Raw genomic sequence first — 13,455 nt, forward strand, 5'->3', positions numbered from 1 at the left:
GGGCTAGTTTTGGGGTGAGGTGCTCTTTCCGCCCACTGGGGCGCGGCCCCTCCCCCCGCTCCTCAATCGCCGGACAGGCTCCATAGGAGCCTGTCCGGCGATTGAGGACACGCCCGGAGGGCGTCTGTGTTGTCTGGGGGCTGGGGCTTGCCCCCAGTTTCGGGAAGGGGCGGGTAGGGGAAATTAGCCCGCACGCCGAGCGGCCCCGGCGGAACGAGTGTTCCCCCGACACCGCTCGATCCGTTCCCCGTGTTACTACGGGAACGTCACCTTGAAGCTGTTGATGTAGCCGGTGTCCTGTGCCGCCACGTCCTGGACCTTGAGCTTCCAGACCCCGTTGGCCGTCTCGGACGACGCGTTCACCGTGTACGTCTCCTTGACGTTGTCCGCGGAGTCCGAGCCGCTGGAGCCCTTCAGCCGGTACGCCGTACCGTCCGGCGCCAGCAGGTCGATGACCAGGTCACCGCGCCACGTGTGAACGATGTCCACGCCCACCTTGAGCGTGCTCGGCGCCGCACCCGTCTTGGTCGACGTGACCGACGAGGTGACCGCCGCCCCGTTGTCCGGGATGGCGACATCCGTGGTGTTCTCGAACGACGTGCCCGTTCCCGGGTCGCCGCCACCGGGACGCGTCCCGACGTTGACGCCGGCCCACGCGTCCGCCACCGCCTTGTACTCCGCGCTGGTGGTGCCGTACAGCTCACCGGCGACAGCGAGCGTCCCGGTCCGCGCACCCGCGTAGTTCGTCGACGACCCGAACTTCGTCGTGAGCGCCTTGAACCAGATCAGCGCGGCCTTCTCCCGGCCGATGCCGGTCACCGGCAGGCCGTCGGAGGTCGGCGAGTCGTAGCTGACCCCGTTGACGGTCTTCGGTCCGCTGCCCTCGGAGAGCAGGTAGAACCAGTGGTTCGCCGGACCGGACGAGTAGTGGACGTCGATGCTGCCGATGCCCGAGTACCAGGCGTCCTTCGACGAGCCGTCCCGGCTCGGCTTGTCCATGTAGCGCAGCGGCGTGCCGTTGCCGCGAATATCGATCTTCTCGCCGACGAGATAGTCGCCGACGTCCTTCGGATTGTTGGCGTTGAACTCGACCGCCGCCGCGAAGATGTCGGACGTCGCCTCGTTGAGGCCGCCCGACTCACCGCTGTAGACCAGGCCCGCGGTGTTGGAGGTGATGCCGTGCGTCATCTCGTGCGCGGCGACGTCGATCGAGGTGAGCGGCTTGGCGTTGCCGGCCCCGTCGCCGTACGTCATGCAGAAGCAGGAGTCCGACCAGAAGGCGTTGACGTACGCGTTGCCGTAGTGGACCCGGGAGTACGCGCCGACGCCGTCACCGCGGATGCCGCTGCGCCCGTGCACGTTCTTGAAGTAGTCCCACGTCAGGCCCGCGCCGTACGCCGCGTCCGCACCCGCCGTCTCCAGGTTCTGCGGGGTGCCGTCACCCCAGACGTCGTCCGGGCCGGAGAAGAGGGTGCCGGTGCCCGACGTACCCCTGTTGAGGTTGTACGTCTTGTGGTTGCCGCGCCCGGTGTCGGTCAGCGTGTACGAGGGGGCGGAGCCCACCGTCACCTGGCCGCTGTACTGGGTGTTGCCGGTGCCGTTGTGGATGGCCTGCCACTCGAAGATCTTCTTGCCGGTGGAGGCGTCGGTGACGACGTGCAGCTCGTTGGGGGTGCCGTCGTGCTGCAGGCCGCCGACGACCGTCTCGTACGCGAGCGTGGGCTTGCCCTGCCCCATCCACACGACCTTGCGCGGGGCACGGTCCGCCTCGGTCTTCTTCGACCCCTCGGCCTTCGCGGCGCCCAGCGCCTGCTTCTCGGCGACGGCGGGAGCGACCTCGGCGCTCATGTCGATGGACTTGAGCTGCGCCTTGGAGGCCTTGGTCACGCCCTCGGTCTTGCCGGCCTTGGTCTCGGCGACGATCAAGTCGCCGCCGAGGACCGGGAGTCCGTCGTAGGTGCGCTCGTACCGCGTGTGGGTGGTCCCGTCGCGGTCCTGGACGACGTCGCGTACGGCGAGCTTCTCCTTGGCGCCGAGCCCGAGGTCCTTGGCGGTGGCCGCCTTGGTGGCGTTGGCCTCGCGTATCAACTCCGCACGCTGGGCGGGGGAGAGCTTCGCGGGCAGGGCGCCGGGGTCGGCCTTCCCCGCTGCGGCGGTCTTCGGGGCGGCGGCCTGGGGATCGTCGGCCGTCGCGGTGCCGGCCTGTACGCCGACGGTGAGCAGTGCTGCGGCGGTGAGCAGCGCGCCGGTCGCGGCGGCACGTCGTCTGGGCGTGGATCTCACGCGAACTCCTTCTGCAAGGGGGGTGGCGGGCGGCTTGGGTGGGCTGCCCGGGCAGAGCCGTGCGGAGCAAGGTGAAGCGCGGAACGGGGGAAGAGTGACAGGGGTGAGCACCCGCTGTCAGGACCGCGTCAAGAAGTTGGCCGGAATTCGTCCGTTGCCCGAATAGTCATGTTCGTTAAACGGACGCTTCTGGGCTGTTCACCGCGAGGCCGTACGGCGTCCGGAACCGGCCATGAACAGTGCGCGACGGCGATCACCGTCCGGTCTTCCAGTACGGCGACCAGTGCGACGTGCGCCGGCGCCAGTCGCTGGGATTGTCCCGGACCGTGCCCAGGAACACGTGGTGCTCCTGGGCGACCAGGACCTTGCCGAGCAGTGCCACCCGCGAGCAGTGGTGGCGCCGACAGCAGCAGCGCGGCCACCGCGAACCGATCAGGCCAGGCTGTCGCGCCAGGCGCGGTGCAGGCCGGCGAAGTGGCCCCTGCCGCCGATGAGTTCACTGGGGGAGCCGTCCTCGACGATGCGGCCGTGCTCCATCACCAGCACCCGGTCGGCGATCTCCACCGTCGACAGCCGGTGCGCGATCACCACGGCCGTACGCCCGCGCAGCACCGTGTCCATCGCGCGCTGCACCGCCCGCTCGCCCGGGACGTCCAGGGACGACGTCGCCTCGTCGAGGATCAGCACCGCGGGGTCGGCGAGCAGCGCGCGGGCGAAGGCGACCAGCTGCCGCTGGCCCGCCGAGATGCGGCCGCCCCGCTTGCGTACGTCCGTGTCATACCCCTCGGGCAGACCGCTGATGAAGTCGTGCGCACCGATCGCCTTCGCCGCCTGCTCGATGTCCTCGCGGGTGGCGTCGGGGCGGCCGATGGCGATGTTCTCGGCGACCGTACCGGAGAACAGGAACGCCTCCTGGGTCACCATCACCACCCCGCGGCGCAGTTCGGGCACGGCGAGATCGCGCAGGTCGGTGCCGTCGAGGAGGACGCGGCCCCCGGTCGGGTCGTAGAAGCGGGCCAGCAGCTTGGCGAGTGTCGACTTGCCCGCGCCCGTCGAGCCGACGACGGCGACGGTCTGGCCGGCCGGCAGCGTCAGGCTGAAGCGCGGCAGGACCTCGCCGCCGGTGCGGTAGGCGAAGCTGACGTCGTCGAAGACGACCTCACGGCCCGGCCCCCCGTCCCCGAGGGCGGGCAGTTCACGCGGCTCGGCCGGTTCGCGGACGGTCGGCGTCTGGGCGAGCAGACCCGCGATCTTCTCCAGGGAAGCGGCGGCCGACTGGTAGGAGTTGAGGAACATCCCGAGCCGGTCGATCGGGTCGTAGAGCCGCCGCAGGTAGAGCACGGAGGCGGCGAGGACGCCGAGCTCCAGCCTGCCGTCCGCGACCTGGTAGGCGCCCCACAGGACCATCCCGGCGACCGCGGTGTTGGCGACCAGCCGGGAGCCGACGACGTACTGGGCCATCTCCAGCAGGCCGTCGCCGTTCGTCCGCTCGTGGCGGTGGTTGAGCACGCCGAACTCGGCGTCGTTCGCCTTCTCGCGCCGGAACGCCCGTACCGGCCGGATGCCGTTCATCGTCTCCGCGAACTTCACGATGACGGCGGCGATCGCCGTCGACCGCTTGCTGAAGATGACGGAGACGCGGGCCCGGTAGCGCCGGATGAGCAGATAGAGCGGTACGAACGACAGCACCGCCAGCCCGCCGATGCCCGCGTCGAGATACAGCAGCAGCGCGCAGATGTAGACGCAGGAGAGGATGACACCGATCAGTTCCTGCAAACCCTCGCTGAGCAGCTGCCGCAGCGACTCCACATCGGTAGTCGACCGGGAGATCAGCCGCCCGGACGTGTACCGCTCGTGGAAGTCGACGCTCAGCGCCTGCGCGTGCCGGAAGATCCTGCCGCGCAGATCGAGGAGTACGTCCTGGTTGACGCGGGCGGCGAGCCGGACGAAGGCGTACTGGAGCAGGCCCGCGCCGACCGAGCACAGCAGATAGCCGGCCGCGACGGTGACCAGCGGCCCGAAGTCGTCGCGTCGCAGGGCCGGTACGCCGCGGTCGATGGCGTACGCGACGAGCAGCGGCCCCGCCTGCACCGCCGCCTGCTGGAGCAGCAGGAGTAGCGTGGCGACGCCGACCCTGACCCGCCGGGGCCGCAACAGCGACCGCAACAGCGCCCCGGTAGCCCCCTTGGGCGCGGGTAACGCGTCCCGGTCAAAGGGATCCCCACCCCGCTGCGCCTCGACGTCGGCCGGGCTGCCGGTTTGCGGTGTGGTGTTGGCCGGGTCTCCGGTGTGCGCCTGGACGTTGGCCGGCCCTGCGGCTTTCGCCTCGACGTGAACAGTGTTTCCGGCTTCCGCCCCGGCCTCGTCCGCGCCCCCGGCTTCTGCCCCGGCGGCGGCCGCGGTGCCGGGCTGCGGCTCGGTTCCGTCCGTGCTGTCGGCGTTTGTCCGGCCGTTCGCGGTCGTAGTCATGCTTTGGCCCCCTTTTCGCCGACGGGCCGGTCGTCAGCCGTTCCGGACATCAGCCACGCGTACTCGGCACTGTTGTGCAGCAGTTCGTGGTGCGTGCCGACGGCCGTGATGCGGCCGGCGGAAAGCAGCGCCACCCGGTCCGCGAGCAGCACGGTGGACGGGCGGTGTGCGACGACGAGCGCCGTCGTGTCCGCCAGGACCCGCCGCAGCGCCGCCTCCACCAGTGCCTCCGTATGCACGTCGAGCGCCGACAGCGGATCGTCGAGCACGAGGAAGCGCGGCCTGCCCACCACCGCCCGGGCCAGCGCCAGCCGTTGCCGCTGGCCGCCGGACAGGCTCAGCCCCTGCTCGCCGACCTGCGTGGCCGTGCCCTGCGGCAGCCGGTGTACGAAGCCGGCCTGCGCGGTGTCCAGGGCCCGGTCCAGGGCCCGGTCCAGGTCCTGATCGGGTTCGTCCGTGCCGCCGCCCGCGCCCATCAGGACGTTCTCGCCGACACTCGCCGAGAACAGCGTCGGCTCCTCGAAGGCGACGGACACCAGCTCCCGCAGCCGCTCGCGCGGTAGGGCCGTGATGTCCTGCCCGTCGAGCGTGATCCGCCCGCCCGTCACTTCGTGCAGCCTCGGTACGAGCGTGGTGAGCGTCGTCTTGCCGCTCCCGGTGGCTCCGACGAGGGCCATCGTCTCGCCCGGCCGTACGTGCAGATCGATGTGGGCCAGGACGGGCGGAGTTCCGGGGGACGCGTCGGGGTATCGGAACTCGACCGCCTCGAAGGCGATCCCGTCCCGGCCCGGAGCTGCCGTGAGCGAGGGCGCGCCCCCCTCCGTCTCCTCCCGCGCGTCCATCACCTCGAAGTACCGCTCGGTCGCCGTCGCCGCGTCCTGGCTGATCGCGAGCAGGAAGCCCATCGACTCCACCGGCCAGCGCAGCGCCAGTGCCGTCGACAGGAACGCCACCAGCGTGCCCGCCGACAGCTCGCCGTCGGCGACCTGCACCGTGCCGAGCACCAGCGCCGCGCCGATCGCCAGTTCCGGCAGAGCCGTGATCACGGCCCATATGCCGGCCAGCAGCCGGGCCTTCGTCAGCTCCGTGCCCCGCAGCGTCAGCGACAGCTCACGGAAGGCCTGCGCCTGACTGCGGTGCCGGCCGAACCCCTTGATGACGCGGATACCGAGCACGCTCTCCTCGACGACCGTCGTCAGGTCGCCGACCTGATCCTGGGACCGCCGCGCGACCAGGGAGTACTTCGACTCGAACACCCAGCACAGCACCACCAGCGGAATAACGGGCGCCAGCAGCACCAGCCCCAGCGACCACTGCTGTTGCAGCAGAATGACGAAACCGACCAGGATCGTCACCCCGTTGACCAGCAGGAATGTCAGCGGAAACGCCAGGAACATCCGCAGCAGCATCAGATCCGTAGTCCCGCGCGACAGCAGCTGCCCCGACGGCCACCGGTCGTGGAAAGCCACCGGCAGCCGCTGCAGATGCCGGTACAGATGCCCCGCATCGCCGCCTCCACCCCGGCCAGCGGCCGCGCCACCAGCCACCGCCGCAGCCCGAAGAGCGCCGCCTCCGTGAGCCCGAGCAGCAGCAGGTAGAGCGCGCCGAGCCACACCCCGCCCGGGTCCCGGTCCGCGACCGGACCGTCCACGATCCACTTCAGGACCAGCGGGATGACCAGGCCGAGGCAGGAGGCCAGCACCGCGACGAACGCCGCGCAGGCCAGGCGGGTGCGCACCGGGCGTACGTATGGCCACAGGCGCAGCAGTGAACGTACGGCCGATCGGTCCTTGGTGGGAGCATCCGTTCCGGTCATCAGGATCGAGCGTACGGTTCACCACTGACAGCGCTCACTGGTTTTTAAGCCGTAGCCGTACTGGCCGCCTTCAGCAGAAGCACCGATCTGCCCGGCACGGTGATCGCCCGGCCCGCCAGGTGCACCGTCCCCGGCGCTGCCTCCTGGCTCTCCTGCGACGTGTCCACGACCAGTTCGTACGTCCGCGCCCACGGCGGCCCCGGCAGCACGAAGTTCACCGGACTGTCCCCCGCGTGCAGTACGGCGAGAAAGCTGTCGTCCGTGATCTTCGCTCCGCGCGCGTCGCGCCCCGGAATGTCACGGCCGGACAGATAGAAGCCCACGGTCGAGGCCGGCGCGTACCAGTCCTGCTGCGTCATCTCCTCGCCGCGCGGGGTGAACCACGCCAGGTCGCGCAGCCCGTCCGCCGCCTGCGCCCGCCCCGAGAAGAACGCGCGGCGGCGCAGCACCGGATGCGCGTGCCGCAGGGCCAGCAGGCGGGACGTCAGCTCGAAGAGCTCCCGCCAGCCGGGGTCCTCGAGCAGCGACCAGTCGATCCAGCTGACCTCGTTGTCCTGGCAGTACGCGTTGTTGTTGCCGCCCTGCGTACGCCCCATCTCGTCGCCCGCGACCAGCATCGGCACGCCCGTCGACAGCAGCAGCGTCGTCACCAGGTTCCGCAGCTGCCGTCGGCGCAGCGCGTTCACCCCGGCGTCCTGCGTCTCCCCCTCCGCGCCGCAGTTCCACGACCGGTTGTCGTTCGTCCCGTCCCGGTTGCCCTCCCCGTTCGCCGCGTTGTGCTTCTGGTGGTACGACACGAGGTCCCGCAGCGTGAAGCCGTCGTGCGCGGTGACGAAGTTGACGGAGGCGTACGGGCGACGGCCGCCCCACGCGTACAGGTCGCTCGACCCGGACAGCCGGTACCCCAGGTCACGTACGTCCGGCAGCGCACCCCGCCAGAAGTCCCGTACAGCGTCCCGGTAGCGGTCGTTCCACTCCGTCCAGAGCGGGGGAAAGGCGCCCACCTGATAACCGCCGTTCCCCACGTCCCACGGCTCGGCGATCAGCTTCACCCGCCGCAGCACCGGATCCTGCGCGATCACCGCGAGAAACGGCGACAGCATGTCGACGTCGTGCATCGAGCGTGCGAGCGCCGCCGCCAGGTCGAACCGGAAGCCGTCCACGCCCATTTCGGTGACCCAGTACCTGAGCGAGTCGGTGATCAGCCGCAGGACGTTCGGCTGTACGACGTGCAGGGTGTTCCCGCAGCCCGTGTAGTCGGCGTACCGGCGTGCGTCCGCCTGGAGGCGGTAGTAGCCGCGGTTGTCGATGCCGCGCAGCGACAGCGTGGGCCCCAGCTCGCCGGCCTCCGCCGTGTGGTTGTAGACGACGTCGAGGATGACCTCGATGCCGGCCGCGTGCAGGGCCCGCACCATCTCCTTGAACTCGCCGACCTGCTGCCCGGCCGTCCCCGACGCCGCGTAGGCGGCGTGCGGCGCGAAGTAGCCGATGGAGTTGTAGCCCCAGTAGTTGCGCAGGCCGCGCCGCAGCAGGTGATCCTCGTGGGCGAACTGGTGCACCGGCAGCAGCTCGACCGCCGTCACCCCCAGCCGCTGGAGATGCTCGATCGCCGCCGGATGCCCCAGTCCGGCGTATGTACCGCGCAGCTCCTCGGGAATGCCCGGGTGCAGCTTGGTGAAGCCGCGCACGTGCAGCTCGTAGATGACGGAGTCCGCCCACGGCGTCTTGGGCCGCCGGTCGTCCACCCAGTCGTCGTCGGGCGCGTCGTCGTGCACCACCACACCCTTGGGGACGAACGGCGCCGAGTCCCGGTCGTCGCGCACGGTGTCCGCGACGTTCTGCTGCGGCCAGTCCCTGACGTGCCCGTACACCTCACCGGGCAGCGTGAAGTCCCCGTCCACGGCACGTGCGTACGGGTCGAGGAGCAGCTTCGCGTGGTTCCAGCGCGCGCCCGTCCACGGGTCCCAGCGGCCGTGCACCCGGAAGCCGTAGCGCTGCCCCGCCCGTACGCCCGGCACGAAGCCGTGCCAGATCTCGTGGGTCAGCTCGGTCAGCGGGCAGCGCGTCTCGTTACCGTCCTCGTCGAAGAGGCACACCTCGACGGCCTCGGCCCCGCCCGCCCACAGCGCGAAATTGGTGCCCGCGACACCGTCGGGGCCGACGCGAAAGCGCGCCCCGAGCGGAGTCGGCGCGCCCGGCCACACGCGTGGCCGGCCCGGGTCGTGGCCCGGGCGCCGCCCGTTGACCGCGGCCGGGGCGGCCGCGGGGCGGCTGTCGCCCGCCGCCTCGGGCACCGCTGCCGGCACCGCCTCCTGTACTGCCTCCTGCTCGGCTGCGCTGGACACCTGTAAGCCTCCCGCGGCTCGTTGGGACCGGCGGATCCTTGAGGCCGTACGGCGTCCCGGCCGTGGCCCCCTCGCGCGGTCCTCCCACCTGTTCTTCCCGTAACGAGGCTCGTACTCACGTTTCCCCTGGAGGGGGGCGGTCGTTGGGCCGGACGTGAGAGACGCAGTGAGACGCGCACGGGCGGCCCTGGCCGCCCTACTGGCAGGGGCGGGACTGATCGCAGGGCTCGCGGGATGCACGGCCGACGGCGATTCGCTGTTCGGCGGGAAGCCGCGTTCGCCCAAGGACCACATCCGGATCGTTCCCGGGAACGGTGCGAAGGACATCAGGGCCGACGGCCGTATCGAGGTGAGGGTCCCCGACGGACGGCTGGAGCGGGTTCAGGTCGTACGGGTCGAGGACGCCGACCAGCACGAGGTCACCGGCCGGATCGCGGACGACGGGCTGAGCTGGCGGCCGGACGCCGGACCGCTGCGGCTGGCCGCCAAGTACACGGTCGACGCGGTCGCCCTCGACGGACACGGCCGGCGCTCCGCCCGGCGCACCTCTTTCACGACGGTCGTCCCCGAGCACCGGTTCATCGGCTACTTCAAGCCGGAGAACCGGTCCACCGTCGGCACTGGAATGATCGTTTCCTTCTCCTTCAACCGTGCCGTCGTCAACCGCGCCGCCGTCGAACGCGCCATCAAGGTCACCTCGCAGCCGCCGGTAGAGGTGTCGGGCCACTGGTTCGGCACCCAGCGCCTCGACTTCAGGCCGCGCGCATACTGGAAGCCGGGGACCCGCGTCAGCGTCGACCTGCGGCTGCGCGACGTCGAGGCGGCGCCCGGCGTGTTCGGCATCCAGCACAAAGCCGTCGGCTTCACGGTCGGCCGCTCCCAGGTGTCCACGGTGGACGCGGAGGCGCACACCATGGTGGTACGGCGCGACGGCGAGAAGCCGGTGAGCGTGCCGGTCAGCGCGGGGGCGCCGAAGAGCACGACGTACAACGGGAAAATGGTCGTCACCGAGCTGTACGACGTCACCCGGATGGACGGCAGGACCGTCGGCTTCGGCGGCGAGTACGACATCCCGGACGTCCCGCACGCGATGCGGCTGACGGCTTCGGGGACCTTCCTGCACGGCAACTACTGGGCACCGGCGAAGACGTTCGGATCGGCCAACACGAGCCATGGATGCATCGGGCTGCGCGATGTGAAAGGCGGCAGTCCGGACACTCCGGGGGGCTGGTTCTTCGACCGCACCCTCATCGGGGATGTGGTGGAAGTGGTGAACTCCCGCGACCGGAAGGTCGCTCCCGACAACGGCCTCGGCGGCTGGAACATGCACTGGAACCGCTGGAAGGCCGGTTCCGCGGTGAAGTGATTCTCCCTCCCCGTCTCACCGGCACTTGGAACTGAACGGTGACATATACCGGGATCCCGGGACCCGGCCGGTGTGATTACCATTCACCAGGCGCGCGGTTGCTGCGCGGTGGGGGTGCGGGCCATGGCTGAGGCCAGGCCGTGCGAGGGGAGAACGAAAAGTGAAAAGGCAGCCGATATCGGGGACATCGGCCGGAGCGCGGCGGGGGCGCGGATCTCGGCGCGGGGGCCCTGGACTGCTGGCTCTGCTGCTGGGGGCGATGCTGCTGTTCGTCACGGCGTGCGGCGGAAGCGGTGACTCCGGCGGTGGCGACGGCAAGGGCAAGAAGGACGGGGCGGGGAAGGCCGCCGACACCAAGGCGTCGCAGGCCGTCGTGACGATCGCGCCCAAGGACGAGGCGAAGAACGTCGCCACGAGCGGTGCTCTGAAGATCGGCGCGGACAAGGGCAAGCTGACGTCCGTCACGGTCGAGGACACCAAGGGCAACGAGGTCGAGGGAAAGATCACCGCGGGCGGCACCGCCTGGGAGCCGACGCACCACCTCGCCGCCGCGACCAAGTACAAGGTCCACGCGATCGCGAAGGACTCCGAGGGCCGTGAGTCCGCGAAGGACACCACCTTCACGACGCTCGTACCGAAGAACACCTTCGTCAGCTACTTCACGCCCGAGGACGGCTCGACGGTCGGCGTCGGAATGCCCGTCTCGCTGCGTTTCAGCCGAGGCATCACCGCCCCCGAGGACGTCGAGAAGGCGGTCAAGGTCACGGCCGAGCCGTCGGTGCCGATCGAGGGCCACTGGTTCGGCAACGACCGCCTCGACTTCCGCCCCGAGAAGTACTGGGCCGCGGGCACCAAGGTGACGCTGAAGCTGAACCTCGACGGCGTCGAGGGCCGGCCCGGTGTGTACGGCAAGCAGACGAAGACGGTGAAGTTCACGGTCGGCCGCAGTCAGGTCAGCGTCGTGGACGCCAGTGCCAAGAAGATGGTGGTCAAGCGCGACGGCAAGGTCTTCAAGACCATCCCGATCACCGCGGGCGCCCCGTCGACGACGACGTACAACGGCCAGATGGTCATCAGCGAGAAGTACGCGGTGACGCGCATGAACGGCGCCACCGTGGGCTTCGGCGGCGAGTACGACATCAAGGACGTGCCGCACGCCATGCGCCTGTCCACCTCGGGCACCTTCATCCACGGCAACTACTGGGCGGGCGCGGGCACCTTCGGGTCGGCCAACGTCAGCCACGGGTGCGTGGGTCTGCGGGACGTGCGGGGCGGGTGGGACAAGCAGGCCCCGGCCGCCTGGTTCTTCAACAACTCGATCCTCGGTGACGTGGTCGTCGTGAAGAACTCCCACGACAAGCAGATCCAGCCGGACAACGGCCTCAACGGCTGGAACATGTCCTGGGCGGAGTGGAAGAAGTAGCACACGCTGTACGTAGGGGCCTGGTGCTGTTGTTCACAGCACCAGGCCCGTTGTCGTTAACGGGGGCTAACCTCGCTCGTATGACTGTGAATCTCGAAGTCTCCGAGGGCGTCGGCACCATCCGCCTGGCACGCCCCCCGATGAACGCACTGGACATCGCGACCCAGGACCGGCTGCGCGAGCTCGCCGAGGAGGCGACCCGGCGCGACGACGTGCGCGCCGTGGTCATCTACGGCGGCGAGAAGGTGTTCGCGGCCGGCGCGGACATCAAGGAGATGCAGGTGATGGACCATGCGGCGATGGTCGTACGCTCCAAGGCCCTCCAGGACTCGTTCACCGCGGTCGCCCGCATCCCGAAGCCCGTCGTCGCCGCGGTCACCGGCTACGCGCTCGGCGGCGGCTGCGAGCTCGCCCTGTGCGCCGATTTCCGTATCGCCGGCGACAACGCCAAGCTCGGCCAGCCCGAGATCCTGCTCGGCCTGATCCCCGGCGCGGGCGGCACGCAGCGGCTCGCGCGGCTGGTCGGTCCCTCCAAGGCCAAGGACCTGATCTTCACCGGGCGGCAGGTGCGCGCCGACGAGGCGTTGGCGATCGGCCTGGTCGACAGGGTCGTCCCGGCGGCCGAGGTGTACGAGCAGGCCCACGCCTGGGCCGCGAAGCTCGCGCAGGGTCCCGCGATGGCGCTGCGGGCGGCCAAGGAGTGCGTCGACGCGGGGCTGGAGACGGACGTGGACACCGGGCTCACCATCGAACGCAACTGGTTCGCCGGGCTGTTCGCCACCGAGGACCGGGAGCGCGGCATGCGCAGTTTCGTCGAGGAGGGGCCCGGCAAGGCCAAGTTCCTGTGACGCACGGCAAGTTGGCGTGAATGTGGCGCGTAATCCTCCCGGGCGGTTTAACCCAGCCTTAACGCAGCCTGAAGGGCGCCTTGCGGCAGGGGTTCGGTGATCAGCCGGAAGCGGTACGTCACCGCAGGTCGTATGGGGTACGGCGGGCACTTTGCTGCCACTGGCATATGCCAATTCGCACCCCGGGGCGGGGTCGTTCCGGGGGACTGAATCCCCCGGAACGGCCCCGGGCGGCCCCGCGGGCGGCCATGATGGGGGCATGGCGGGGCTGGAGGGTGTGGAGCAACCGCGGCCGCGCGGCAGCGCGACTGCCGCGCGGTGGACGCCGTCCGTAGAGGACGAACAAGCGTTCAAAGCGGTGGAGTTGTTCGGGAATCCGACAGATGAAGAAGTCCGGCTGCCCTCCCGTCCGGAGTCGGCGGCCACGGCGCGGCGGCTCACGCACTGCGTGGTGTTCCGCCAGTGGGGGCTCTCCCCGCAGACCGCGGAGTACGCGGTGCTGCTCGTCTCGGAGCTCGTGGGCAACGCCGTGCGGCACACCGGCGCCCGCGTCTTCGGGCTGCGCATGTTGCGCCGCAGGGGCTGGATAAGGATCGAGGTGCGCGACCCGTCGCGCGGCCTCCCGTGCCTGATGCCGGTGCGCGAACTCGACACCAGTGGCCGCGGGCTCTTCCTCGTCGACAAGCTCTCCGACCGGTGGGGCGTGGATCTGCTGCCGCGCGGCAAGACCACCTGGTTCGAGATGCGGGTCAGCGACCGCGCCGTCGAGCGCTGACCGTACAAGCTGACGGGTACACAAAAGCCCCCTGCGGCCGGGGTGCGGCTCTTCGGGGGCTTTTGTGGAGCGCCGTGGAACGGGGGGGTGTGATCCACGGCCGCTTTGATGACGACCTGGCCCGGGTCAA

Annotated in this window: 8 protein-coding genes and 1 pseudogene; 4 read left to right on the top strand and 5 right to left on the bottom strand. The window is 70.2% G+C overall.

All coding sequences use genetic code 11. From position 1 onward, the window contains the following. Nucleotides 1-255: 255 nt before the first annotated feature. From ABZX79_RS34160 to glgX, 5 genes and pseudogenes are all read right to left on the bottom strand, one after another. Nucleotides 256-2,283: a M4 family metallopeptidase gene (locus tag ABZX79_RS34160; protein ID WP_355266694.1), complete on the bottom strand. Its 2,028-nt coding sequence runs from the start codon at nt 2,281-2,283 to the stop codon at nt 256-258. A gap of 253 nt (nt 2,284-2,536) precedes the next feature. Continuing rightward, nucleotides 2,537-2,665 (bottom strand): hypothetical protein, encoded by a 129-nt coding sequence (locus tag ABZX79_RS34165; protein WP_355266697.1) that lies wholly within the window; start codon nt 2,663-2,665, stop codon nt 2,537-2,539. Between the two features lie 50 nt (nt 2,666-2,715). Further along, nucleotides 2,716-4,752 carry an ABC transporter ATP-binding protein gene (locus tag ABZX79_RS34170; RefSeq protein WP_355266700.1) on the bottom strand — a complete coding sequence of 679 codons (2,037 nt, stop codon included), beginning with the start codon at nt 4,750-4,752 and terminating at the stop codon, nt 2,716-2,718. After that, nucleotides 4,749-6,568, bottom strand: a pseudogene (locus ABZX79_RS34175) (ABC transporter ATP-binding protein). The gene ABZX79_RS34170 and the pseudogene ABZX79_RS34175 overlap by 4 nt, the downstream one beginning before the upstream one ends. 44 nt (nt 6,569-6,612) lie before the next feature. Continuing rightward, a complete protein-coding gene (gene glgX / locus ABZX79_RS34180; RefSeq protein ID WP_355266703.1) occupies nt 6,613-8,913 on the bottom strand; it encodes a glycogen debranching protein GlgX in 2,301 nt (766 codons plus the stop codon). Between the two features lie 166 nt (nt 8,914-9,079). On the opposite strand from glgX, the gene ABZX79_RS34185 reads away from it, so the two are divergent. From ABZX79_RS34185 to ABZX79_RS34200, 4 genes are all read left to right on the top strand, one after another. Further along, the gene (locus ABZX79_RS34185; RefSeq protein WP_355266706.1) at nt 9,080-10,279 is read left to right on the top strand and encodes an Ig-like domain-containing protein; all 1,200 of its coding nucleotides are present in this window, start codon (nt 9,080-9,082) and stop codon (nt 10,277-10,279) included. A gap of 160 nt (nt 10,280-10,439) precedes the next feature. Next, entirely contained in the window at nt 10,440-11,702 is a 1,263-nt protein-coding gene (locus tag ABZX79_RS34190; RefSeq protein ID WP_355266709.1) for an Ig-like domain-containing protein, read from the top strand. A gap of 80 nt (nt 11,703-11,782) precedes the next feature. After that, nucleotides 11,783-12,550, top strand: coding sequence for an enoyl-CoA hydratase-related protein (locus ABZX79_RS34195; RefSeq protein WP_214974804.1), 768 nt, complete (start codon nt 11,783-11,785; stop codon nt 12,548-12,550). 259 nt (nt 12,551-12,809) lie between these two features. Further along, entirely contained in the window at nt 12,810-13,325 is a 516-nt protein-coding gene (locus ABZX79_RS34200) for an ATP-binding protein (protein ID WP_355266712.1), read from the top strand. Nucleotides 13,326-13,455 lie beyond the last annotated feature (130 nt).

The organism is Streptomyces sp. NPDC002994 (assembly GCF_040611155.1).
In the GTDB taxonomy this organism is placed as follows: Bacteria; Actinomycetota; Actinomycetes; order Streptomycetales; family Streptomycetaceae; genus Streptomyces.

What these genes read in the sequence shown, in the direction of transcription:
- ABZX79_RS34200 (WP_355266712.1), top strand. Translation starts at nt 12,810, where the DNA reads ATGGCGGGGCTGGAGGGTGTGGAGCAACCGCGGCCGCGCGGCAGCGCG.
- ABZX79_RS34170 (WP_355266700.1), bottom strand. Translation starts at nt 4,752, where the DNA reads ATGACTACGACCGCGAACGGCCGGACAAACGCCGACAGCACGGACGGA.
- ABZX79_RS34195 (WP_214974804.1), top strand. Translation starts at nt 11,783, where the DNA reads ATGACTGTGAATCTCGAAGTCTCCGAGGGCGTCGGCACCATCCGCCTG.